Source organism: Lacisediminimonas sp. (genome assembly GCF_030645335.1).
Taxonomy (GTDB): domain Bacteria; phylum Pseudomonadota; class Gammaproteobacteria; order Burkholderiales; family Burkholderiaceae_D; genus Lacisediminimonas.
The window spans coordinates 1-24,255 of the sequence record NZ_JAUSNH010000244.1 but is presented as its reverse complement, the minus strand read 5'-3'; the positions used below and the strand labels follow the sequence as shown (position 1 = coordinate 24,255).

The following is a 24,255-nucleotide window of genomic DNA, read 5'->3' as shown; positions in this document are numbered from 1 at the left end:
ATATCTTGGCCTCGGCCTCGTCGAGCATCTGCTTGACCTCCTTGCCCTGGGGGCTGAAGGCCTGCGATGAAATCTCGTCGGAGACAGTAATCAATTTGCGCAAGATGCCGCGGTCACGCACGATCTCGGCATAACGGCGGATATTGGCTGCTGACGGCGTGTTCTGCACCAGCGCGTTCAGGTACGACAGCCCACCGACTTCCTCCGCCTTGCCGCTGTTGGTCAGGGCTTCAAATACCGTAATGACGTCGGCCGGTCGGGCATTGTTGATCAGCTTGACCACATGCTGGAAGATGATCCGGTGATCGTAGCGATAGAAATCATCGGCATTGACGAAGTCGGCAATGCGATCCCAGGCGGCATTGTCAAGCAATAATCCACCGATCACCGACTGCTCGGATTCTATCGAATGGGGTGGCACCCTGAGGGCGTCTACTTGTGGATCAGTGCGGCTGTTCATGGCGCGCATTATACCGTCCACAAGCGTGCCATCCCCACCTGCCGGCCGCTTACCGGCGTTCTTTTTGCGTGGATAGCACCGCTGAAGTTGCCGCGCATGCAAATGGATTGCATCGAACACTGATCATCCCGCAAACCGGTGCCGCGCAGTGCAACATGGGCCGCTGCGCGAAAAGCCGGACGAAAAAAAGCCGGGCAAGCCCGGCCTTCTTTCGATGCCTGTCTTGCAACAGGCATGCGGCTACACGCGCTAAAACTTAGGCGTGCTCGCCCAGTACCGATACGGTGATATCGACCAGCACGTCGGTATGCAGCGAGACCGATACAGCATGGTCGCCGACGATCTTCAGCGGACCATTTGGCATGCGGACCTGGCCTTTTTCGACCGGGAAGCCTTGCTTGGTCAAGGCTTCAGCGATATCGAAGTTGGTGACCGAGCCGAACAGACGACCGTCAACGCCGGCTTTCTGCGATACCTGCACGGTCATGCCGGACAGCTTCTCGCCTTGTGCCTGTGCAGCAGCCAGCTTTTCTGCGGCGATCTTTTCGAGCTCCGCACGACGCACTTCGAATTCCGCCACGGCAGCGGCGGTAGCACGACGCGCCTTGCGCTGGGGGATCAGGAAGTTACGGGCATAGCCGTCCTTGACCTTCACTACCGAACCCAGGTCGCCCAGGTTCACGACTTTTTCCAACAAAATGACTTGCATGATTTCTCCTTGGCGCGTCGTTAGGCAGTGTGCAGGTCGGTGTACGGCAACAGCGCGAGGTAACGTGCGCGCTTGATTGCGGTATCGAGCTGGCGCTGGTAATGCGCCCGTGTGCCGGTCAGGCGTGCCGGCATGATCTTGCCGTTTTCCTGGACGAAGTCCTTCAGCGTGTCGACATCCTTGTAGTCCACCTGCTCTACCTTGGCTGCCGTGAAGCGGCAGAACTTCTTGCGCTTGAACAGCGGATTTTGCTGTTTGCGCTTCTCTTTCATCTTGCTCTTGTCGAACTTTTTACCGAATGCCATTTGTGGCTCCTGCTTGAATTGGGTTACTCAAAACCGGTGATGTGAAAAACCAGTGTCCGGCCGTTGCGGCTCTTGCGCGCCAAAAAACCGTCGAACTGGTAAGTCCCACCCAGATCAGCCTGGTTGAAAAGCTCTGAAATCCTGCCTGCTGCAACTGCAGCGATTTCAAACTCGACAACGCGGGCAATGCCTGCTTCGGTCGCGGTCGAACTATGCAGCAACCTTGCTGCAATGATCGGGATACCGGCCGGGGTGTAGCGCAATGCGTCGCGCTCGGCAATGCTGGCGATCAGATGGAGCTGGTTCACTCTTTCCGGACAATGTTTAAGAAGCGGCTGCCTCGGCGCGATGGGTCTTGGCGGCGTCTTCCTTCTGCACTGCCTTCATCATCGGCGACGGCGCAGTTTCGGCCCTCTTCATCTTGACGGTGAGGTGGCGCAGAACGGCATCGTTGAATCGGAAGCCGGTTTCGAGCTCCAGCAGGGTCTCGGCATCGCACTCGATGTTCATGCAAACATAGTGTGCCTTGGCGAGCTTCTGGATCATGTAGGCCATCTGGCGGCGGCCCCAGTCTTCCACGCGGTGTACCTTGCCGTTGCGGGCGGTAACTATGCCGCGGTAGCGTTCGATCATGGCGGGCACTTGCTCGCTCTGATCGGGATGAACAATAAATACTATTTCGTAATGACGCATGAAATCTCCTTAAGGACAGATTGAAAAATCGCCCACCCCGGCGTCAACTCGAGTGTGGGAAGAGGAAAACCCGCAACTATACCGGCAACCGGACCAAAACTCAAATTTACCTTGCCCAAAGAAATACCCTGGAAACCCTAAAAATAGCTTGCAGTCCAACAAAGACTGTATAAAACTACAGCCTGTCATTATAAACAGGCGGCCGGCGTTCCCGGCCGGGGCCGCATGCTCAAGCTTACCGACCGGCAAGAACAGATCCTCGAACTGATCAGGGTTGCGATCGACAAGACTGGTTTCCCACCGACCCGTGCTGAAATTGCAGCCGAGCTCGGCTTCCGGTCTGCCAATGCCGCGGAAGAACATTTGCAGGCGCTGGCGCGCAAGGGCGCGATCGAGATTTCGCCAGGCACGTCGCGCGGCATCCGCGTGCTCGACATGCAGGCCGGCCTGGCGCGGCGGCTGCCGGGGCAAATGTCGCTGCCCCATCCGGGTATCCTGCAACTGTCCCTGCCGCTGGTCGGCCGGGTGGCGGCCGGCTCGCCCATCCTGGCGCAGGAGCACATCGACCAGACTTACACCGTCGACCCTTCATTATTCACTGACCGCCCCGATTACCTGCTGCGAGTGCGCGGCATGTCGATGCGCGACGCCGGCATCCTCGACGGCGACATGCTCGCCGTGAAAAAAACCAGCGAGGCGCGCAATGGCCAGATCGTGGTTGCCCGAATCGGCGACGAAGTCACGGTAAAGCGTTTCCGGCGCTCGGCGGACCTGATCGAGCTTCTGCCCGAAAACGACGACTTCAAAACGATACGCGTCGAGGCAGGCCGGGAAGATTTTGCGCTGGAAGGGCTGGCGGTTGGCTTGCTGCGTGCCTGGGCTTGAAACCAGCAATCAGCCGACATTCGCTACCACTGTCCGCGCTGAACCAACCAGGAACTTGCCGGCAGGCGTGATCCTGCCCTGCTGTCTTGCATGACTTTCACGGTCCCTTGCAGGCCTGGCCCGCTGCAAATCTATCCGCGCTTGTCGCATGCGCTGATCACATGCCCGGCAATGCCGCGCAGGATATTCACTTCTTCGGTCTCCAGCCCGGTTCGCGCAAACAAGCGCCGCAAACGGGGCATCAACTTTTTCGGATTGGTCGGGTCCAGGTAGCCAAGCTGCACCAATGCTTGTTCCAGATGCGCATACATGCCCTCCACCTGCGCAGCGGCAGCGAGTTCGCCCTGGAAGCCGATGCGAGGTCCCGACCGCGCCGATGAATCCGGCGACCCTGGCGCCCCTGACCGTGCCGGCAGCAAGGCCAGCCTGCATTCGTAAGCCAGCAATTGCACCGCCTGCGCCAGGTTCAGGGACGAATAGTCCGGGTTCGCCGGAATGTTGACCAGGGCCTGGCACTGCATCACTGAATCGTTGGACAGTCCATAGCGCTCACTGCCGAACACCAGCGCTGCCTGCAAATCCGCCTGCTCGCCCACCGTACCGGCAAACTCGCGCGGCGTGAGCACGGGCGGCGAATATTCGCGCAGGCGGGAACTGAGGGCGGCGGCGAACTGTACGCCGTCCAGCGCCTCGGCCAGGGTCGGCACCACCCGGGCATTTTGCAGAACGTCGATGGCGCCGCTGGCAAAGGCGATTGCGTCATCCTGCTGCAAGGCATCGGCAAAGCGCGGCCGCACCAGCACCAGATCGGAAAATCCCATGGTCTTGATCGCCCGCGCGGCTGCGCCAATATTGCCCGGATGACTGGTTTCCACAAGGACAAACCGGACCCGGGAGAAAAGCGAATTGGGGATATCTGGCTGCATCGTTTAAAATACTCGGTTTCGCGGCAGCTTTGTCCATCGCTTGCCGCATGCTCATTAAATTTTCGGGTGTCGTTCTTGCAGCCTTCTGGCGGCACCGCCATTCTATCGGAAGCCCTCATGCAACCCATGCTGAACACGGCGATCAAGGCCGCCCGTCGCGGCGCCGCGATCATCAACCGCGCCTCCTTCGAGTTGGACCGGTTGACGGTGACACAAAAAGGTCACAATGATTTCGTGACCGAGGTCGACCGCGCCGCAGAACAGGCCATCATCGAAGTCCTGCATACCGCCTACCCGGGCCATGCGATCCTGGCCGAAGAGTCGGGCGGGTCCGACAACCTGCACGACGAGAACGAGAACGTCTGGATCATCGATCCGCTGGACGGCACCACCAACTTCATCCACGGCTTTCCGCAGTATTGCGTGTCGATCGCACTCCAGCAGCGCGGCCAGGTCACGCAGGCCGTGGTGTACGATCCGACCCGCAACGACCTGTTTACGGCATCCAAGGGTCGCGGCGCGTACCTCAACGAAAAGCGCATCCGCGTCACCAGGGCTGAAAAAATCGCCGATGCACTGATCGGCACCGGCTTTCCCTACAACGACATGAGCGGCCTGGACGAATATGTCCAGATGTTCCGCATCATGACGCAGGCATGTTCCGGGCTGCGACGCCCTGGCGCTGCCGCACTCGACCTGGCTTATGTTGCCTGCGGCCGGCTCGATGGCTTCTTCGAAAAAGGCCTCAAGCCGTGGGATGTGGCAGCCGGTTCGCTGCTCATCACCGAAGCCGGCGGCATCGTCGGCACCTTCGCTGGCGAATCCGATTACCTGTACAAGGGTGACGTGCTCGCCGGCACACCAAAAGTATTCGCCCAGATGGTGCAGTTGCTTGCGCCCTTCTCACGCTAGTTTGTCTGGTTCGATTTCCCAGCGTTAATCGCCGGCGCCCCCTGCGGGGCCGCCCGCATCAAATTTGAATCCATCCATGTCATTTGCAGAACTCGGCCTGTCCGAAGCAATCCTCCGCGCCGTCACCGAAAACGGCTATACCACCCCGACCCCGATCCAGCGGCAGGCAATCCCTGCCGTGCTCAAGGGCGGCGACCTGCTTGCGGGCGCCCAGACCGGGACCGGCAAAACGGCAGGCTTCACGCTGCCTATCCTGCAACGCCTGTCGACGCTACCGGTAAAGCCCGGCTCGCGCGCCCGGACCGTACGCACCCTGATCCTGACCCCGACCCGCGAGCTGGCAGCCCAGGTCGAGGAAAGCGTACGCACTTACGGCAAGTACCTCAAGCTCAGCTCCGGCGTGATATTCGGCGGCGTCGGCATCAATCCGCAGATCAAGCTCCTTAATGGCGGTCTCGACATCCTGGTAGCGACGCCGGGCCGGCTGCTCGACCACATGCAGCAAGGCACGATCGACTTGTCGAAAGTCGAAATCCTGGTGCTTGACGAGGCCGACCGCATGCTCGACATGGGTTTCATCCGCGACATCCGCAAAGTGCTGGCCGCACTGCCCAAGCAGCGCCAGAACCTGCTGTTCTCCGCCACCTTCTCCGACGAGATCAAGGCGCTGGCCGACGGCCTGCTCAATGCGCCGGAAATGATCGAAGTTGCCAAGCGCAATTCCACGGTCGAAGTCATCGCGCAAAAAATCCATCCGGTCGATCGCGACCGCAAGCACCCTTTGCTGGCGCACCTGATCAAGACGCATGACTGGTCCCAGGTGCTGGTGTTTACCCGCACCAAGCATGGCGCCAACAAGCTGGTGGAACAGCTCGGCCGCGATGACATCTCTGCCATGGCGATCCACGGCAACAAGAGCCAGACTGCGCGCACCCGCGCGCTAGCCGATTTCAAGCAAGGTGCATTGCGGGTACTGGTAGCCACCGATATCGCCGCCCGTGGCATCGACATCGACCAATTGCCGCACGTGGTCAACTATGACCTGCCCAACGTCCCGGAAGATTATGTCCACCGGATCGGCAGGACCGGACGCGCCGGTGCGACCGGCGAAGCGGTCTCGCTGGTGTGCGTGGATGAGCACATCATGCTCAAGGGTATCGAAAAGCTGATCCGCCAGAGCATTCCGCAGCAAGTCGTGCCGGGATTCGAGCCCGACCTCAATGCCCGCCCCCAACCGATACAGCTGCGTAGTGGCGGTGGCGGACAAGGCCGCAGCGGCGGCGGCCGGTCGGCACCGAATCCGTCATCTGCGCCGCGCAGCGGTGCGGCGCGTCCGGCTGCCTCTCGGCCAGCTCCTGCCCAGCCGGGTCGCCGCACAGGCGGCAGCACCAGCGGTAATCGCGGCAGATAAGCAGGCTGTCGTGTCGCGCCGGCCACCAGCGCCGGCCTGACACGACACACAGACCCACGCGCAGCGGCCGCATCGCTGCCGCCCTTGCGCAGCCCGGCCCCTCGCCTCCACGCCACTCCCCACTCCCCGACACCCCCGCCACACGGACACTGCGAGCGCAGCCTGTCGCTCGCTGTCGACATGCCGGGTCCTGCCCTGGCCCTCCCCTTCCTCGCGCCTGAAACCTTCAGCCCCTTGATTTTTCGGTCGGCAAGCGACCAAATTGTTTGCTCGGCCCGTTCATGTTTGACCCAGGCAATCGCGCCCTAACATTTAGTTCCAGATGTTGGCTTGCTGGGTATTCTTGCGCAGTCCCGCTGCACCGTGATCCGCGCATCCGGTGATGACCGACCAGCCTCGCCTTCCCTGCTGACAAAGCTGACATGACATCCGACCGAACACTGCCGCATTGCCGCTGCTCGCGCCCTGATCCAGCCTACGGATGAGCTCCAGCTTGAACAGGGCAAGCCTTGCCCGCCACCGATCCCGTCGCCGCAAGCACCGGCTATTGGCCACCCTGGCTGTCGCCGCCGGCATCACGCTTGCCGCTGCCGCGTTGCACAAGCAGCCGGTCGCACTACCGCCATGGCTGCTGCTGGGACTGTTTGCAACCGGCGCATTGGCGCTGGCGATCTTGTTCCGTCGGACTCCCTCTGCCAGCCGCGACATTCACAACAGCCCGGCCTTCCTGCAATCGCTGATCGATCATTTGCCGGTGCTGGTATTTGTCAGGTCGCTGACCGGCAAGGCGCAAGGGCGCATGTGCGTCTGGAACAAGACCGCTGAAACCATGACCGGCTACACCGCACAAAACGTCATCGGACAAGCTGCGGAAAATGCATTCGGTCCGGCCACCGCCGCCGCGCTGGAAGAACTGGGCCGCCGCATGCTTGCCGACCCGATGGTGATCGAAGAGCACGAAGTCCCGTTCAGGCGGCCCGACGGCGAAATCCGCCTGATGCACAGCATCAGCGTTCCGCTGTTCGACCATGCCCGCAAGCCGCGATACATGCTCGGCATCGCCGAGGACATCACCGGCAACCGCCGGCAGGAGCGCGCACTGCGCGCCAAGCAGGCCGAGCTTACTGCAGCCTATGATGCCTCGCCGCTGGGACTGTTCCAGACCGACCCCGATGGCCGCTGCACCTATGTCAATAAACGCTACGAAAGCTTGTCGGGCATGTGTGCGCAACAAGCCCTCGGCAATGGCTGGATACAGGCGATCCACACGCAGGACCGGATCAAGGTGTTCCGTGCCTGGCGCCAGTCATCGAAACCCGGTGCAGAAGCGGGGCCGCGCGACAATGCCCAGATGAGCTACCGCTTCGTGCATGCCGACGGTCGCATTGTCTGGGCATCGGTAAAGACCGCGGCGATCGTGGTCGACGGTCGGGTGCAGGGCTATTCCGGCACGGTCGATGACATCACGGCGCGACTGGAAAGCGAACAGGCGCTGGCCGATAGCGAGCAGCGACTGCGCACGGTGGCCGATACTTTGCCGGCACTGGTTGCTTATGTCGATACGGAATTGCGCTTGCGGTTCAACAACATCGCCTGGGAGAAAAAATACCGGCTTGAACGCGACGCGCTGCGCGACAGGCGATTGCAGGACTTGCTGGATGCCGATGAATATCGCCACATCCTGCCTTATGTGGAACGGGCACTTGCCGGCGAGACAGTCATTTTCGAGCGTGAATATGGCTGCGATGACGATGGTGATGACGACGGCGCCCCTGCCTATCAATGCGACGAATGCACTTATATTCCGCAGTATGCCGAGCACTCGCGCGCGGTGCTGGGCTTTCACATGATGGTGCAGGACATTAGCGCCCGAAAGCGCGAGCAGTTCCGGCTACAGCAGTTGGCGAGCGTCGACAGCCTGACCGGCCTGCTCAACCGGGACGGCTTCCAGAAACGTCTGTCGGACGCGGTGCGGCGCAGCCAGCAAGAGCAGTCCCTGATCGCGGTCATGTTCCTCGACCTCGATCACTTCAAGTCCGTCAACGACACCTACGGTCACCATATCGGTGACCTGGTGCTGCAGGCATTTGCCGGCCGCCTGTCGCAGGCACTGCGGGCGACCGACACCATCTCGCGCCTGGGTGGCGACGAGTTCACCGTCATCATGGAAAACCTGGCGCGCGAAGAAGATGCCGAGGTTATTGCCGCCAAGATCGTGCAAGCAGTACAAACCACGTTCGTACTGGAAGGCGTCAACGTCGCCGTCGGTGTCAGTGTCGGGCTGGCGTTCTGCCAGTCAGGCAGCCTGGACCCGGAGACCTTGTTGCGACAGGCCGATGCGATGCTGTATGGCGCAAAGCATGATGGGCGCAATGTCTATCGCATTGCGCCTTCTGGACATCTGGTCGACCCGACAATCGCGGATCGGCACGCAGCCTCCGCACGTATCAAAGCCTGCGATGCCGGCGTCAACAGCGTCGAGTCACCGATGCCCGCGCCGGCTCAGCAACACAAATGACTCGGTGTGGCGGCACGGTATGCGGTGATGAATTCATCGAAATTGCCGACATCGCGGTTTTCCAGTTCCTGTTGCTGCGCGATGGATTGCCGCGCCGCGTCGGCCAGGCGCTGCCCTTGCTCACTGCTCACTGGCCGCGCCATCAAGTCGGCTGCATGCTCGCGGCTCCAGTTCAGCGCAAACTGATGGAACGAGCCCTCCGTCGCACGGATTTCCGCCAGTACGCGGGCTGAGGGCAAGGTCTCGGGTGCGGCAAAGCGCGCCGCTTGCGCCGCCACTGCCTGCGCATGGGAATGGCCGCCGCATTGGGCATCGAGCAGACGGGCCACTGGCGCTAATTCGTCCAGCATTTCCTGGCCCCACTGCGCCAGCGGGATGGTCGTTGCATCGCGTTGCAACAGTAGTCCGGGACGTCGGCCTTCGCGCACCACGGCCGCAAAATTGGCGCGATATTCCTGTTCCCGCTGCACCGTGACGGGAGGGCTGTCGGACAAGGCGCAGGCGGTCAGGAAAACATCGAGGAATGTCATCGTCTCCAGGCTGATACCGACAGGCTCGAACGGATCGACATCCATGCAGCGCACTTCGATGTACTGCACGCCGCGCTCGCACAATGCCTGCAGCGGGCGCTCGCCGGTCCTGGTCACGCGCTTGGGCCGGATCGTGGCGTAGAACTCGTTCTCGATCTGCAAGACATTGGTGCTGATCTGCACCCATTCCCCATCCTTGCGCAAGCCGATCGATTCGTAATCCGGATACGGCAACTGCACCGCACGCGCCATGCTGCGCATGTACTCATCCAGCGTGTTGTAAGGCGGAATCAGTCCGGCTTGCGCCTTGTTCTGGTACCCCAGGTCGCTCATGCGCAAACTGGTTGCGTATGGCAAGTAGAGCGTGTCCTCGGCCATCGTCATGAGCTGATGCGCACGCCCCTGCAAGAAACCCAGCGGCAAGGCCGGCGACGCGCCGAACAGCAACATCAGCAACCATGACCTGCGCTGGAAATTGCGGATCAGTGCGATGTAACCTTCAGAGCGAAAATCCTGCGCGGACAAGGTCGATCCCTGCTCGCTGCGCAGCACATCCCACAAGGATTCGGCCAGCGAAAAATTGTAGTGGATGCCGGCGATGCATTGCATTGCCTTGCCGTAGCGCAGCGCCAGCCCACGCCGGTAGACATGCTTGAGCATGCCGATATGCGAGCTTCCGTACCAGGCAATCGGTATCTCCGGCTCCGGCGGCAACAAGGCTGGCATCGAATGCGCCCACATCAATTCATTGCCGAGCGTCTGTTGCACGAAGCGGTGGATCAGGTCGAGCTCGGCCGTCAACTCTTTCAAGTCGGCGTGCGGCGACGTGATCAGTTCGAGCAGCGCCTCGGAATAGTCGGTCGTGATATGCGGATGCGTCAGCGCAGAACCGAGCGCAAGCGGATGCGGTGTCATCGACAACTGACCGCGCTGGTCGACGCGCAGCGCCTCGCGTTCGATGCCGCGCAGCCCTTGCCTGAGCAAGTTGCGGTTCTCGGAACGGCCTAATAATTCAAGTCTTTGTGCAAGCAGATCGCTCAATCGCAAACCCTCTTTTTTTCTATGTCTATTGCGACGGTAGGCGTAAGGATAGCGGAAAACCCCCGGCGGGGTCCTGGCTTACAATACCGGCTGTGTTTGACCGAGGCTCATTGATGACAACTAGCACCAGGCCGATGCGTCCGGCCGCCACGCTGATCGTGGTACGCGACGGCGCTGAAGGACCGGAAGTCTTGCTGGTGCAGCGCACCCACAAGGCGGCATTCTGGGGCGGCGCCCACGCCTTTCCCGGTGGCGCAGTGGATCGCGCCGACCACGACTGCGTGATTCAACACCAGCTTGACGATCCCGCCGCCAGCGCCACGCTGGCACTGGAGAACGGCGGCGCATCGTTCTGGGTTGCCGCCATCCGCGAATGCTTTGAAGAAGCCAGCCTGCTGTTTGCCAGCGATGCCAGCAACGAATTGGTCGCGCTGCCACTGGAGCAAGCTGTCGCACTGCGCCAGCAACTGGCCGCCGGCGAGCAAACCCTGACCGGTTTGTGCACAGCGATGGATTGGCGATTGGCAGTGGATCGCATCGCCTACCTGGCGCACTGGGTGACACCGCTTTCCGCAGCGCGGCGCTTCGACACCCGTTTCTTCGTTGCCATCGCGCCGCCCGCCCAGACCGGGGCTCACGATGAGCAGGAAACCATCGCAAACCTGTGGATCACGCCGCGTGCTGCGCTGACCCACTTCGAAAGCGGCGAGATGAAAATGGCGACCGCCACGCACACCACATTGCGCTCGCTTTGCAAGTTCGCCTGCGCCGATGACATCATGGCTTTCGCCCGCTCTGCCCGTGCCATCACCGAGACGCATCCGCGCGTGAGCGTCAACAGCCGGGGCCGCAAGGTGCTGCTGCCCGAAGACTTTGCCTATGCAGAAATATCCAAGGTCGATCCCGACGGCCTGGGCACATTCTTCTCGGAAATCATTCCCGGCTCGGTAATGCGCCTGTCGCCGCACGTGCGCCGCATTGCCGCACCCAATCCCGGCTTCATGACCGGGCCTGGCACCAACACTTACTTGGTCGGCGATGCGCAGGCACTGGCGGTGATCGATCCAGGACCGGATATCGAATCGCACCTGGCGGCGATTGCACAGGAAGGCGGGCCGGCGATCCGCTATATCCTGACCACCCACACCCACCGCGACCATTCGCCTGGGGCGGCCCGGCTCAAGGAATTGACCGGTGCCGAAGTCATCGGCATGCCATCGCCCGTCAGTGAATTCCAGGATCCGACTTTCCGCCCCGACCGTGCGCCGCATGACGGCGAGCGCCTGCAAGTCGGCGGCATCACGCTGCGCGTGGTGCACACGCCCGGCCATGCCACCAACCACTGTTGTTACCTGCTGGAAGAAGAGCGCCTGCTGTTCACGGGCGATCACATCATGCAAGGCTCCACGGTCGTCATCAACCCGCCCGACGGCGACATGGCGGTCTACCTTGATTCGCTGCGCAAGATCCGCGGCCAGGGCATTGATTGGCTGGCGCCCGGCCATGGCTTCCTGATGGACCGCCCGGACCAGCGCATCGACCGCTTGCTGGCGCACCGGCAAGCGCGCGAAAACAAGCTCATCCAACGCCTGCAAGCAGCCGGCCCGGTCAGCGCCAACGACCTGGTGCAACTGGTGTATGACGACGTACCGCCCGAACGCCATGGCATGGCGTTTCGCTCGCTGTCGGCACACCTGCAAAAGCTGCAACAGGAACAGCGCGCAATCGAAACCGACGGCCGCTGGCAGGCAGCATGATGCAGGCGAGCCCGCCCGATCGCCAGTCCGAAGACAAGCGGGACGATACGGGCAACGGGTCGCTGGCCGGGATGCCGCCTGGGGTACAGATGCGGCCAACATTGCGGCGTGGCGCTCGTCTTGACGCTCGTCTGCGTCTTGGGCGGCGGCGCGCCCGCAAGCTGCCACCCACAGTACGAGGCATGTTCTGGATGGTAATGGCCGGCATCGTACTGACGATGCTCAATGCATTGCTGCGCAAGATAGCGCTGGAGCTGGACCCGCTGCAGACGCAATTCCTGCGTTATCTGTGCGGCCTGCTCCTGATGACCCCGTTGATATTGCGTTACGGCTGGAGCCGATTCCGGCCACATAACGTACGTGGTCAGTTCCTGCGCGGCGGGGTCCACGCTGCGGCGCTGGCCCTTTGGTTCACTGCATTGCCGCACCTGGCGCTCGCCGACGTGACGTCAATCGGATTCACCATGCCGATCTTCATCATGATCGGCGCTGCCGTGTTCTTTCGCGAGCGGATGCGATGGGATCGATGGGTTGCTGCGGGGGCGGGATTCGCCGGGATATTGATTGTCGTCGGCCCGAACCTGGCAGGTACCGGTGGCCTGTACACGCTGGTGATGCTGGCATCGGCGCCGGTGCTGGCGGCGTCATTCCTCATTACCAAGGCGCTGACCCGTTATGAATCAGCGCCTGCACTCGTGCTATGGCAAGCAATTACCGTCACCGTGCTGTCGTTCCCTTTTGCGCTGCTGCACTGGCAAGCACCGACCGCCTGGCAATGGACTTTTTTCGGGATTGCCGGGCTGCTGGGAACCACCGGGCAATACTTCCTGACACGCGCGTTCGCCACTGCTGACATTTCTTCGGTTCAATCCGTCAAGTTCCTGGACCTGGTCTGGGCAACGCTGCTTGGCTGGCTGATGTTTGCCGAACTACCCACCAAATCCACACTGATCGGCGGCAGCGTGATCTGTGGTGCAACCATCTGGATTGCGCGCCGCGAAGCGCGCTCCCGCCAACCGGGCGCGATCGAAGCAATTTGAAAGATCGGCATTGGGTAGACGCATGCGTCAGCTTGCGACCGCCACGCCACATCCGAATCAGGTCGTGAACAAATGGCAGGCGACGAAATGTCCCGGCTCCACTTCCTGCAGCGCCGGCCGCTCCTGACGACAGCGTGCAGTCGCATGTTCGCAGCGCGGATGGAAATGACAACCGGGCGGCGGATCCAGCGGCGAGGGCAGCTCGCCCTGCGGTCCGCGAAACGCGACCTTCTTCGGTTCCAGGCGCGGCGCACAAGCCAGCAGCATGATCGTGTACGGATGCGCCGGCCGTGCAAACAATGCCGTCGCCGGCGCCAGCTCCACCACCCTGCCCAGGTACATCACAGCCACCCGGTCCGACAGGTGGCGCACGACCGTCAGGTCATGACTGATGAACAGATAGGTCAGGCCAAGCTGTTCCCGTAAATCCATGAACAGGTCCAGCACCTGCGCCTGGATCGACACGTCCAGCGCCGCCACCGCCTCGTCGCAAATCAATAGCTCAGGCTGCAATGCCAGTGCGCGGGCGATGCCGATGCGGGCGCGCTGCCCGCCAGAAAATTGATGTGGATAACGGCCTGCAACGGCCGGATCAAGTCCGACCTGGCGCAACAAGGCGGCGACTTGCTCTTGTTGCCCGGCGCGCCCCACCATGCCATGCACCAGCGGCGCTTCGCCAATGATGTCGTGCACCCGCAAGCGCGGGTTGAGCGAGGCATATGGATCCTGGAACACCATCTGCATGCCGAGCTGCCGTTGCCGACGGACACTGGTCGGCAAGCTGTCCAGGTCCTCGCCCCTCCACCAGCGGCTGCCTGTCGACAGCGACTGCAAGCCAATCGCCATGCGCGCCAGCGTCGACTTGCCGCAACCCGATTCGCCTACCAGTCCCAATACCTCGCCACGCATGACCGACAGCGACACATCGTCAACCGCTTGCACGCCAGGCGGCTGCGCCGGCGCGACCGTGCTTGCGGTCTGCGCCTGTGTGTCCGCCGCGCTGTCTGGAATTGCTCGCTTCTGCCCGCCCAGCCAATGCGACAAGCCCCCGGCCAGGCGTGCAGCCAGGTCGCCGCCAGCAGCAAAACGCTTGCCGACCTTGCGCAGTTCCAGCAAGGCTTGCTCAGACATGATGATCATCCTGCTGTTGCCAGGCCGGGCCAGACAAGCGCTCGCCCGGCTGGTGGCGCGAGGGCACAGCATTGAGCAGTTGCCGCGTGTACGCATGTTGCGGCGCCAGCAGCACCTGCGCAGTGCTGCCGCTTTCGACGATCTTGCCATTGCGCATCACGCACAAATGGTCCGCCAGGCCGGCGACCACCGCCAGGTCGTGCGTGATCCAGATCAGGGCCGAACCGGACTCCCGGCACAAGGCCTGCATCTCGCCCAGGATTTGCGCCTGGGTGGTGACATCAAGCGCGGTGGTCGGCTCGTCGCAAATGATCAGGTCAGGTTGGTTCAGCATCGCGATGGCAATCGCCACGCGCTGCCGCATGCCGCCTGAAAACTGGTGCGGATATGATCGCAAGCGCTGCTCCGGGCTGGATATGCCGACCCGCGCCAAGGCCAGCCGCGCCTCTTCCCGCGCTGCGGCACGGCCGACGCGACGATGCGCCAGGATCGCCTCGATCATTTGGGTATCGATGCGCAACACCGGATTGAGCGTCATCATCGGGTCCTGGAAAATCATGGCGATGCGATTGCCCCGCAAGCGGCGCATCTGCTCGTCCGACAAGGCCAGCAAATCCTGCCCCTTGAACAGGATTCGCCCGCCAACGATGCGCCCCGGTGGATCGACCAGTCGCATGATCGAATTTGCCGTCATCGACTTGCCCGAACCCGATTCGCCGACCAGTCCCAGTACACCGCCTGGCGGAAGTGAAAACGAAACGTCGTCCACCGCCCTGAGCACACCGGCGCGCGACGCAAAATGCGTTTCCAGGTGCTCCACTGACAACAGCGGGGGCTGTCCGCCTGCGTGCATCGCTTCACTCATGGGTTCACCTGCAAACGCGGATTAAGCACATCGCGCAAACGATCGGCAACCAGGTTGATCGCCACCACCGTCAACATCAGGGCAATCCCCGGGAAAAGGCTGATCCAGTATTTGCCCGACATCAGGTACTGGAATCCGTTGGCAATCAGCAGCCCGAGCGAGGGCTCCGTGACCGGCAGCCCCAGCCCCAGGAAAGACAGGGTGGCCTCCAGCGAGATGGCTGAACCGATCTGCAGCGCCGCCACCACGATCAGCGGCGGCAGGCAATTGGGCAGCAAGTGGCGCAGGACGATGCGGGTCGGGGACAGGCCAAGGCACACTGCCGCTTCGATGTATTCGCGGTTGCGCTCCACCATCGCGGCACTGCGCGCGGTGCGTGCGTAATACGCCCACTGCACCGCCACCAGCGCGACGATGATATTGCCAACCCCCGGCCCGGTCAGCACCAGCAGGATCAGCGCGACCAGGATAGGTGGAAATGCAAGCTGGATGTCGGCCACGCGCATGATCAGCGCATCGGTACGCCCACCCGCATAGCCGGCCAGCAAACCCAGCGCCAGGCCGATGGCCAGCGCCAGCGCCGTACTGAGCACGCCAACCGTGACCGAAATGCGCAGTCCATACAGGATCGCCGACAGCAAGTCGCGGCCCTGTTCATCCGTTCCCAGCACGTAGGTCATGCGACCGTCGGACGATGCCTGGCCCGGCGCCAGCCGGGAATCGAGCACATCGAGCTGGGCCAGGTCATACGGGTCCTGCGGCGACAACACCGGCGCCAGCAGTGCCGCCAGCACCACCAGCGCCAGCACCAGCGCGCCGGCCAGCGCGATACGGCTGGCGCAAAATTCGCGCAGGAATGCGCGCAGCGCCGGCTCGGGGGGCAGCGTCAGGGCGCCGCCATTGACCGCCACATCTGCACCGGCGGCATCAGCGGCGTGGGTCATGATCGTTTGCTTTGGCATCAGGCCCGTCCTCCTGACAGGCGCACGCGCGGGTCAAGCAGCGAATACAAGATATCCACCAACAGGTTGATCAGGATGAACAGCGTCACGATCAGCATCAGGTAGGCAACGATCACCGGCCTGTCCAGCACGCGGATCGAATCGATGATCAGCTTGCCCATGCCTGGCCACGCAAAAATCGATTCCGTGACGATGGCAAACGCAATGATCGAGCCGAATTGCAGCGCCACCACCGTCACGATCGGGATCAGGATGTTTTTCATGACGTGGACCCCGACAATGCGGCTGTTGGTCAGCCCCTTGGCGCGCGCAAAACGTACATAGTCCTGCAGCAGCGCCTCCTGGGTACCGGCCCGGGTCAGCCGGATCACCAGCGCAATATTGAACAATGCCAGGTTGATCGCCGGCAGCAGCAAATGCCGCAGTCCGTCCCAGGTCAGGAAACTGAAAGGGATGCCGAACAAGTCAGCCGTCGCGCCGCGCCCGGTGGACGGCAGCCAGCCGAGCTGGACCGCGAACACCATGATCAGCAACAAGCCGACCCAGAAGGTCGGCAGCGAAAAGCCGAGGATCGAAACCGCCATCACGGTCTTGCTGAACAGGCTGTCCGGCTTCAGGCCCGCCAAGAGGCCAAGCGGAATCCCGAGCACGACCGACAGCAGCATCGCGCAGGCCGCCAGTTCCAGTGTGGCCGGCATGCGCTCGACGATCAGGTCCAGCGCCGGCATGGCAAATACATAGGAGCGGCCAAGGTCGCCGGCCAGTGCATTGCCAACGAACAGCAGGTACTGCCGCCACAATGGCTGGTCCAGCCCGAACGCCGCAATGATCCGCAGCCGCTCGGCCTGGTTGGCTTCCGGACTGATCAGTACATCGATCGGATTGCCCACGGCATGGATGCCGGCAAAGACCAGCACCGACATGACCAGCAGCACCAGCAGGCTCTGCATCAGGCGGCGCAGGATGAACGCTGGCACGATCTTACCCCTGGCCTGCAGCAGTCATGGCACCGGCCGGTGTGCGCGCTGTCACAGGCTATTCCGGCTGGAACTGGTGGGCGAACGTGAATTCATCGACCCGCGCGGTGTACTTCAACCCCTTGCGCATGGCCCAGGTTGCGCTCTGGTGATGCAGCGGGATCACTGCATGGTCCTTCAGCGCCACCGCTGCCGCCTTCTGCGCGAAATCGGCGCGCTTGGCCTGGTCCACCGAGCCCAGCGAGGAGCGCACCAGCTCATCGACCGCCTTGTTGCTGTATTTGCCCCAGTTCCAGCTACCCCAGCCAGTTTCCGGGTTGGGCGTGCCCACCAGCGTGCGCAAACCGAAATCACCGGCCAGCGTGCCCCATCCGAGCAGGGCCATGCTGAATTCGCCGCTGCGGGCGCGGCCGAAATAGACCGACAAGGGCAGTGTCTCGACCTTGGCCTGGATACCGACCCGGCTCAGGAACTGCGCCACTGCCTGCACCACTTTTTCGTCATTGATGTAGCGATTTTTCGGGCCATGCAAGGTCAGCGCGAAACCATTTGGATAGCCGGCCTCGGCCAGCAGCTTCCTGGCCCCTTCCGGATCGAACGCCTCCGGCTTCTGAGCGGGATTGAAACCCAGGATGCCGGGCGAAACGATATTGGCCGCCGGCACCGCCAGCCCTTCCATGATGCGCTCTGTCAAGGCCGTCCGGTTGATTGCCATGGACAATGCCCGGCGCACGCGCACGTCGCGCAGCGGGTTTTGCGGCAGCGGCTTGCCGGCCTTGTCGGTGACGTAGCGCGCCACGCTGGAGGAATGATCCAGGTGCCAGAAAATCGTGCGCCAGGAGGTGCGTTGTGCGAGCGTGAATTTTGGCTGCGACTTCAGCTTGGCCAGGTCTGCCGTCGGCACGTTCTCGATCGCATCGACGTCGCCGGCCAGCAGTGCCGCCAGGCGCGATGCATCGCTGGAAATCATCCGGAACGTGACCTTCTCCCAGCTCGGCTTGCCGCCCCAATAGGCATCGTTGCGCGTGAGCTCGATGCTCTCGCCGGGGCGGAAGCTGGCAAACTTGAACGGGCCGGTGCCCACCAGCGCCCGACCACTGTTGAAGTCTTCCGTCGTCGCGTTTTGTGCAGCTTTTTTCGATACGATGAAAATCGTCGACAGGTCCAGCGGCAGCGGTCCGTATGGTGCGGTGGTCTTCAGGCGCAAGGTCAGCGGATCGACCACCTGTTTGCTGGCAATCTGGCGGGTGTAGCTGGCAAACGGGCCGGGGCTGTTCTTCAGGCTGGCCGGGCGTTCCAGCGAAAACACCACGTCATCGGCGGTGAATGCGCTGCCGTCATGGAATTTGACGTTAGGACGTAATTTGATTTCCCAGGTCGTCGCATCCACTGCGCGCCACGAGGTCGCCAGGCCGGGAATCAATCCGCCATTGTGGTCGACCAGCACCAGCGCATCGAACAAATGCGATGAAAACGCGACGTTGGGCGCGATGTTCAGGTAGTGCGGATCCAGCGTGGACACTTCGGCCGCCAGCGCCAGCTTCAGCGGCGCGGCCTGTGCCGGGCCGGCCAAAATCGCCGTCGCGGCCAGGGGCAGCAGGAACTTCCGTAAGACAGCAATCATGGCAGGCCGGGATCGTTAAATGAAAGAGGTGCAATTATTTCATGATAACGGCCCCGGCGTGGCAAACGCATCCCCGGCTGCGTCAGCGGGGTGTGCTCTGGAATATCTGCGCTGCGCCCTCTGGCGGATGCTCGCTGTCGTACTCGGTGCTGCTTTCGATCTCGCTGCGGGTCGCGCGCACCCGCACCGACTTTTCCTCCCAACTGAGTGTGCGGATCAAGGCCGGTGAAATGAGTACATGTCGGCCCGGCAGCCAGTCGCCGGTATCGACCACCATCAGCCGAATGCTCCAGTCGCGCTCATCGAACAGGAAATCGTCGACATGGCCGACCACGTCATCGCTGGCCTCGATCTGGTAGCCGATCACTTCATCCTTGGTGCGCAGGTGCGGGTCGCCCTCGGCCGGCTGCTCATCCATCGGCTGGCTGGCCAATTGGTCCGTTGCCGGATCATAGGGAATCGGGTCGATCAGCATCGGGAATGCGGTGTAGCCCCAGATGAAGGGACCGTTCCAGTAGTGGGGATAGCCGTAATAGTGCGACAGCGCCAGTTCATGCTGGCGCGACACCGGCAAGGCGCTGTCGAGCCCGGGACTGTCCTCCAGCTGGCGGCGCGTGAGTTGCACGCGCAGGCTCTTTTCCTTCCAGTCGATCCCTGTCACCGAGGCCGGCGACAAAAGCACGATGCGGCCCGACAGCCAGCCGCCGGTATCCACCTCGAAATAGCGCACGGTCCAGTTCTGGTCGTCGAAATAAATATCTTTCACTCGACCCAGCTCACCGTCGGTGGCAGCGATCTTGAATCCATCCAGGGCTTTCAGGCTACGCAGCATGACATCCTCCTTGTTGGCCTTCGTTTGACCTGCCAGTAGATCACGTTCAGATCAAAAATGCGCGCCAGAGTTGCCGCCCCTGCCTGACGCATCAATGAAACTGGCATACTTGGGTCTTTCCCTGCCACAACCCACGCCAACCATGATCTATGAACTGACCACCCTGACCACCGCTGCCGCCATGCTCAAGGACGTCACGACCACGCTGAACAGCGTCGCCGCCGAATGTCCCGCCGAACTGGTGGCGGCCTGGAGCACCGAGGCCGGCCGCGTCAACGACGTGCTGCTGCTGCGCCGCTTCGATGAAAACAAGCTGCCGTCAGGCGCTACCGAATTCCGGCCAGGCGTGAAGCACTGGCTCAGCAGCGTGCTGCCAATGACGCAGGACGTGCAGATTGAGCATTTCAGGTCGGTGCCCTACCTGCCGGAACCGTCACCCGGCGCACTGGGCGCGCTGGTGGAAATGCGCAGCTACATCTATCGCCCCGGCATGCAGGAAGAATTGCTGGCGACCTGGAAAGAGCCGCTGATCAAGCGCGCGCAGGTGTCGCCGATGCCGCTGGTGATGTATTCGATCAATGCCCGCGCCCTGCGCTTCATTCACCTGTACGCCTACCAGGACTATACGCAGCGCTTGCAGATCCGCGCCGGCGAAGTCGCCAAGGGAACCTGGCCGCCACCTGGCGGAAAGGCGCGCTGGTTGAACCAGGAAAACGCGCTGCTCACGCCACTGGCGTTTTCGCCGCTGCGCTGAACAGAAAAAACCGGGCGCAATGCAAAACAGGCGGGCCGGATTAATCATCCGGCCCGCCTGCTGTCATTGTGCTGTGCCAATGCTGCACAGGGGGACACGATCCTCTGCACGCCCATCGAACTGCCGCAAGCGGCGCCCCCGCGATCAGGGATAGCGCCGCGTAATCGATTCGGCCACGCACACCGGCTTGTCGCTGCCTTCGCGCTCGACGCTCACTTGCCAGGTCACCTGCGCCCCGCCGGCTATATCCTCGACCGACATCAACACGATGCGTGCACGCAAGCGGCTGCCCACCGGTACCGGCGCCGGGAAACGCACTTTATTGAGCCCGTAATTCACCGCCATCTTGACGTCGCCCAGGCGCACCGCGCTTTGCATCAGCATCGGCAACAAGGACAGCGTCAGGTAGCCATGGGCAATCGTGCCGCCATACGGCGATTCACGTTTGCAGCGTTCAACGTCGAGATGAATCCACTGGTGGTCGCCGGTCGCATCGGCAAATTGCTGCACCCGCTCCTGCGTGATGTCCACCCAGTCCGATACGGCCACTTCCTGGCCGACCAGCTCGCGCAAGGCGGCCAGTGTCGCGATTTCACGCATTGTCTTTTCCCTATTGATTGTTGGACGGACGCCGGCCAAAAATACAGAGCGTCTTCAATTCGGCGACATGCTCGCCGCTGTCGTTATGTGCGTTCCATTCAAAGTGCACAATGCCGCGGTCGGGCTTGCTGGCCGAGACGCGCACGTCGGTCACCACCATCACCGCGCTGATCGTCTCATTGGCACGCACCGGTCGCAGCCAGCGCAGCGAATCCACGCCAGGCGAACCCATGCTGGATGAATTCACCAGCACACTGTCGACCAAGAGGCGCATCATCTTGCAGCATGAATGCCAGCCGCTGGCGATCAGCCCGCCGAAGGCCGATTCCCGCGCCGCTACCGGATCGATATGAAACGGCTGTGGATCGAACTCGGTGGCAAAGGCAATGATCTCCGCCTCGGTCAGCCGAAACGAGCCGAGATCAAAATGCTGCCCCTGATGGAAATCTTCCAGATAGCGCTTTTCCGACGTCATGCAAAGTCCTCGATTGGTCCAAACCGTTGTTGCTGTGGTTATGGTCATTGTTGTTGCCATGCCGATGTCCGGCTGATGGCCAGGCCAGCCGCAGCCGGCCTGGCCGCCGTCATCAGGCCAGCTTGCGAAAACCCGGCTGGCTGGCAAAACGCATCAAATGATAATCAGTGTCGCCCAGCGTGAGCTCGATCATCGACAGGCGCTTGAAATAATGCGACGCCGGCAATTCATCGGTCACGCCCATGCCGCCGTGCAGTTGTATCGCCTGTTGCCCGACATATTTCAACGCCTGCCCGATGCGCACCTTGGCAGCCGATACCGAGCGCCGGCGCTGTTCCACATCCGCCCCGTCGACGCGCACCGCAGCCAGCGTGGCCATCGAACGCGCCTGCTCCTGCTGGATGAACATGTCCGCCATTTTATGCTGCAAAGCCTGGAATTTTCCGATCGGCACGCCGAATTGCTGGCGCGTCTTCAGGTATTCCAGCGTCGCCGCGTTCAATGCCTCCATCGCACCGACTGCCTCCGCACAGAGCAGTGCGGCGCCATAGTCGGCGCCGGCGTCCAGCGTGTCCCAACCCCTGCCAACCTGGCCCAGCAAGGCGCTGGCAGGCACCTGCACGTTGGCAAACACCATATCTGCAGCGCGCTGGCCGTCGATGGTACGGTAGTCCCGCACGGTCAGGCCCGGCGCATCTGCCGCGACCACGAACAGTGAAATGCCGTCCTGTGTGTGCGTGTCGCCGCTGCTGCGCGCCGACACGATCAGCATGCCGGCCTGGCCGCCGTGCACCACCACGCATTTTGCGCCGTTGAGCACGAAGCCATCCGCCGCTGCCGTGGCACGTGTCTCGACATCCGCCAGGTCGTAGCGCGACTGCTTTTCCAGCAGCGCGCAAGCCAGCACCAGCTCGCCAGTGGCCACACGTTCAAGCAGTACTTCCTGCGCACCGGCCAACTGCAGGAAACGCGCACCCATCATGGTGGCCAGGTACGGCTCCACCACCAGGGCGCGGCCGATTTCCTGCATCACCACCAGCATGTCGACCGCCGTGCCATTGAAGCCACCCTGCTGCTCCGGAATCGGCAATGCGGTCATGCCCAATTCGGCCAGCGTGCTCCAGGCCTGGGCCGACACGCCAGCAGGGGAATGAATGATCTGCTTGCGCTGCTCGAAACCATAGTCCTTCGCTACCCAGCGCTGCAGGGCATCGGCGAATTGCTTTTGTTCATCGCTGAAGTTGAAGTCCATGTTTTTCTCACAGTCCCAATATCATCTGGCTGATGATGTTTTTCTGGATTTCATTCGACCCGCCGTAGATCGAGGTCTTGCGGAAACTGAAGTAATACGACGCCAGCGGTGCCGCATCGTCATCACCGGTCACCGTGTGTGGCTGCAGGCCTTCCAGATAGGCGCGGTCGAAGGGCATGCCGAACGGCCCGACTGCCTCGACCATCAACTCGGTAAGCATCTGCTGGACTTCGGTGCCCTTGATCTTCAACATCGACGCCTCCGGCCCCGGCCCGCGGCGCGCGCCTTCTGACGACACCACCTTGAGTACCGTGATGTCCAGCGCCATGATTTCGATTTCCAGCGAAGCCACCCGCGCGCAGAACAGCGGGTCATCCAGGATCGGCTTGCCGTTCTTCAAATGCGTTGTCGCGATCCGCTTGAGGAATTGCAATTCGCGCTTGGCGCGTCCGACCGCGGCAATACCCGTACGCTCATGGCCGAGCAGGTATTTTGCGTACGTCCAGCCCTTGTTCTCTTCGCCGATCAGGTTCTCGACAGGCACCTTGACGTTGTCGAAGAACACCTCATTCACTTCATGGTCTTCATCGAGCATGATGATCGGCCGCACGGTAATGCCCGGTGTTTTCATGTCGATCAGCAGGAAGGAAATGCCCTCTTGCTTGCGCACACCGGCATCGGTACGCACCAGGCAAAAAATCATGTCGGCATGCTGGCCGAGCGTGGTCCAGGTCTTCTGGCCATTGACGATGTAATGCTCGCCCTCACGCTGCGCCCGGGTTTTCAGCGACGCCAGGTCGGAACCCGCACCGGGCTCCGAATACCCCTGGCACCACCAATCGTCGCAATTGAGGATGCGCGGCAAGTAATGCCGCTTTTGCGCCTCATTGCCGAAGGCCATGATCACCGGCGCCACCATGTTCACACCAAAAGGCAGGATCGGCGGCGTACCGGCGCGGGCGCACTCTTCTTCCCAGATATGGCGCTGCACCGCACTCCAGCCTGTGCCGCCATGTTCCACCGGCCAGTTCGCACCGACCCACCCCTGCTGCGCCACCGTCTTGTGCCAGCGCACATAGTCGTCGCGCGACAATCGCTTGTGGCTCTGCACCTTGTGCTGCAGGTCAGCGGGCAGCTTTTCGTCGAGGAAGCGGCGCACGTCCTCGCGGAAGGCGAGGTCTTCCGCACTGTTATCAAGATCCATGCTGTCTCCTGTTTTTTCGGCCGGTAAATAGCACGACCGTGCGAAACGATTATACAGGGGATTATCCGGGACCAAACTAACCGGGATCACGTGCGAAAGCCACCACCTGTCCCGATGTGACGGGAATTACCGGGAATTTGGCGGCGATCGAGTCGAGTAGCTAGCCGGCGGCAGCCAGGGCCGGCTTCAATGCAGTGAGCGCAACGGGTAAAAACAGCAGGATTGGCGATCATCCAGGCAGGGCAAGAACGTGTGACAGCCCCTGCCTGTTCAGTGCAGCGACGAATTCGGCGGCGCCTCGATCGGCAAGGCGACCACGTCGATGCCCTCATCGGCCAGCGCCTCGCGCTCGTCGGGTGTCGCCACGCCGCGAATTGCGCGCTCGGGAGTCT

At 62.0% G+C, this 24,255-nt stretch carries 24 protein-coding genes; 7 read left to right on the top strand and 17 right to left on the bottom strand.

What is annotated here, in order from left to right:
• The 5 genes from Q7T64_RS16775 to rpsF form a co-directional block, all read right to left on the bottom strand.
• The coding region (locus Q7T64_RS16775) for a DnaB-like helicase N-terminal domain-containing protein (protein ID WP_304798066.1) at positions 1–460 on the bottom strand (460 nt) is incomplete at its 3' end.
• A 256-nt stretch (positions 461–716) separates the two neighbouring features.
• Positions 717–1,169: a 50S ribosomal protein L9 gene (gene rplI, locus Q7T64_RS16770; RefSeq protein WP_304798063.1), complete on the bottom strand. Its 453-nt coding sequence runs from the start codon at positions 1,167–1,169 to the stop codon at positions 717–719.
• A 20-nt stretch (positions 1,170–1,189) separates the two neighbouring features.
• Positions 1,190–1,474, bottom strand: coding sequence for a 30S ribosomal protein S18 (gene rpsR, locus Q7T64_RS16765; RefSeq protein ID WP_304798060.1), 285 nt, complete (start codon positions 1,472–1,474; stop codon positions 1,190–1,192).
• Positions 1,475–1,497: 23 nt separating this feature from the next.
• Positions 1,498–1,782 carry a primosomal replication protein N gene (priB, locus tag Q7T64_RS16760; RefSeq protein ID WP_304798057.1) on the bottom strand — a complete coding sequence of 95 codons (285 nt, stop codon included), beginning with the start codon at positions 1,780–1,782 and terminating at the stop codon, positions 1,498–1,500.
• Positions 1,783–1,798: 16 nt separating this feature from the next.
• Entirely contained in the window at positions 1,799–2,167 is a 369-nt protein-coding gene (gene rpsF, locus Q7T64_RS16755) for a 30S ribosomal protein S6 (protein ID WP_304798054.1), read from the bottom strand.
• Between the two features lie 225 nt (positions 2,168–2,392).
• Here rpsF and lexA point away from each other — a divergent pair, with 225 nt between their 5' ends.
• Positions 2,393–3,052 carry a transcriptional repressor LexA gene (lexA, locus tag Q7T64_RS16750; protein WP_304798052.1) on the top strand — a complete coding sequence of 220 codons (660 nt, stop codon included), beginning with the start codon at positions 2,393–2,395 and terminating at the stop codon, positions 3,050–3,052.
• 131 nt (positions 3,053–3,183) lie between these two features.
• Here the strand turns inward: lexA and Q7T64_RS16745 are convergent, their stop codons facing one another.
• A complete protein-coding gene (locus tag Q7T64_RS16745) occupies positions 3,184–3,978 on the bottom strand; it encodes an RNA methyltransferase (RefSeq protein ID WP_304798050.1) in 795 nt (264 codons plus the stop codon).
• A gap of 126 nt (positions 3,979–4,104) precedes the next feature.
• On the opposite strand from Q7T64_RS16745, the gene Q7T64_RS16740 reads away from it, so the two are divergent.
• The 3 genes from Q7T64_RS16740 (at position 4,105) to Q7T64_RS16730 (ending at position 8,819) form a co-directional block, all read left to right on the top strand.
• Positions 4,105–4,890 carry an inositol monophosphatase family protein gene (locus Q7T64_RS16740; protein ID WP_304798068.1) on the top strand — a complete coding sequence of 262 codons (786 nt, stop codon included), beginning with the start codon at positions 4,105–4,107 and terminating at the stop codon, positions 4,888–4,890.
• Between the two features lie 76 nt (positions 4,891–4,966).
• Positions 4,967–6,301 carry a DEAD/DEAH box helicase gene (locus Q7T64_RS16735; RefSeq protein WP_304798048.1) on the top strand — a complete coding sequence of 445 codons (1,335 nt, stop codon included), beginning with the start codon at positions 4,967–4,969 and terminating at the stop codon, positions 6,299–6,301.
• A 481-nt stretch (positions 6,302–6,782) separates the two neighbouring features.
• Entirely contained in the window at positions 6,783–8,819 is a 2,037-nt protein-coding gene (locus Q7T64_RS16730; protein ID WP_304798046.1) for a bifunctional diguanylate cyclase/phosphodiesterase, read from the top strand.
• Here the strand turns inward: Q7T64_RS16730 and gshA are convergent.
• On the bottom strand, positions 8,804–10,390 hold the full coding sequence (gene gshA / locus Q7T64_RS16725; RefSeq protein WP_304798043.1) for a glutamate--cysteine ligase: 1,587 nt from the start codon (positions 10,388–10,390) through the stop codon (positions 8,804–8,806). The genes Q7T64_RS16730 and gshA overlap by 16 nt on opposite strands.
• A 113-nt stretch (positions 10,391–10,503) precedes the next feature.
• Here gshA and Q7T64_RS16720 point away from each other — a divergent pair, with 113 nt between their 5' ends.
• Both Q7T64_RS16720 and Q7T64_RS16715 read left to right on the top strand, forming a co-directional pair.
• Positions 10,504–12,147: an MBL fold metallo-hydrolase gene (locus tag Q7T64_RS16720; protein ID WP_304798040.1), complete on the top strand. Its 1,644-nt coding sequence runs from the start codon at positions 10,504–10,506 to the stop codon at positions 12,145–12,147.
• A gap of 182 nt (positions 12,148–12,329) precedes the next feature.
• Entirely contained in the window at positions 12,330–13,187 is an 858-nt protein-coding gene (locus Q7T64_RS16715; protein ID WP_304798036.1) for a DMT family transporter, read from the top strand.
• A 57-nt stretch (positions 13,188–13,244) separates the two neighbouring features.
• Here the strand turns inward: Q7T64_RS16715 and Q7T64_RS16710 are convergent, their stop codons facing one another.
• From Q7T64_RS16710 to Q7T64_RS16685, 6 genes are all read right to left on the bottom strand, one after another.
• The gene (locus tag Q7T64_RS16710) at positions 13,245–14,318 is read right to left on the bottom strand and encodes an ABC transporter ATP-binding protein (RefSeq protein WP_304798033.1); all 1,074 of its coding nucleotides are present in this window, start codon (positions 14,316–14,318) and stop codon (positions 13,245–13,247) included.
• Positions 14,311–15,183 carry an ABC transporter ATP-binding protein gene (locus Q7T64_RS16705; protein WP_304798031.1) on the bottom strand — a complete coding sequence of 291 codons (873 nt, stop codon included), beginning with the start codon at positions 15,181–15,183 and terminating at the stop codon, positions 14,311–14,313. Before Q7T64_RS16705 ends, Q7T64_RS16710 begins: the two co-directional genes overlap by 8 nt.
• A complete protein-coding gene (locus Q7T64_RS16700; RefSeq protein ID WP_304798029.1) occupies positions 15,180–16,145 on the bottom strand; it encodes an ABC transporter permease in 966 nt (321 codons plus the stop codon). The genes Q7T64_RS16705 and Q7T64_RS16700 overlap by 4 nt, the downstream gene beginning before the upstream one ends.
• Entirely contained in the window at positions 16,145–17,122 is a 978-nt protein-coding gene (locus Q7T64_RS16695; protein ID WP_304798027.1) for an ABC transporter permease, read from the bottom strand. The genes Q7T64_RS16700 and Q7T64_RS16695 overlap by 1 nt, the downstream gene beginning before the upstream one ends.
• 58 nt (positions 17,123–17,180) lie before the next feature.
• Complete coding sequence (locus Q7T64_RS16690; RefSeq protein ID WP_304798025.1) at positions 17,181–18,746, bottom strand: ABC transporter substrate-binding protein; 1,566 nt, start codon at positions 18,744–18,746, stop codon at positions 17,181–17,183.
• Between the two features lie 82 nt (positions 18,747–18,828).
• Positions 18,829–19,578, bottom strand: coding sequence for a PRC-barrel domain-containing protein (locus Q7T64_RS16685; RefSeq protein ID WP_304798023.1), 750 nt, complete (start codon positions 19,576–19,578; stop codon positions 18,829–18,831).
• Positions 19,579–19,672: 94 nt separating this feature from the next.
• Here Q7T64_RS16685 and Q7T64_RS16680 point away from each other — a divergent pair, with 94 nt between their 5' ends.
• Positions 19,673–20,332: an NIPSNAP family protein gene (locus Q7T64_RS16680; RefSeq protein WP_304798021.1), complete on the top strand. Its 660-nt coding sequence runs from the start codon at positions 19,673–19,675 to the stop codon at positions 20,330–20,332.
• Between the two features lie 144 nt (positions 20,333–20,476).
• On the opposite strand, the gene Q7T64_RS16675 is transcribed toward Q7T64_RS16680, so the two are convergent.
• The 4 genes from Q7T64_RS16675 to Q7T64_RS16660 form a co-directional block, all read right to left on the bottom strand.
• Positions 20,477–20,932 carry a MaoC family dehydratase gene (locus tag Q7T64_RS16675; RefSeq protein ID WP_304798019.1) on the bottom strand — a complete coding sequence of 152 codons (456 nt, stop codon included), beginning with the start codon at positions 20,930–20,932 and terminating at the stop codon, positions 20,477–20,479.
• Between the two features lie 10 nt (positions 20,933–20,942).
• Positions 20,943–21,407, bottom strand: coding sequence for a MaoC family dehydratase (locus tag Q7T64_RS16670; protein ID WP_304798017.1), 465 nt, complete (start codon positions 21,405–21,407; stop codon positions 20,943–20,945).
• A gap of 112 nt (positions 21,408–21,519) precedes the next feature.
• Entirely contained in the window at positions 21,520–22,659 is a 1,140-nt protein-coding gene (locus Q7T64_RS16665) for an acyl-CoA dehydrogenase family protein (RefSeq protein WP_304798015.1), read from the bottom strand.
• Between the two features lie 7 nt (positions 22,660–22,666).
• A complete protein-coding gene (locus Q7T64_RS16660) occupies positions 22,667–23,863 on the bottom strand; it encodes an acyl-CoA dehydrogenase family protein (RefSeq protein WP_304798013.1) in 1,197 nt (398 codons plus the stop codon).
• Positions 23,864–24,255: the final 392 nt, after the last annotated feature.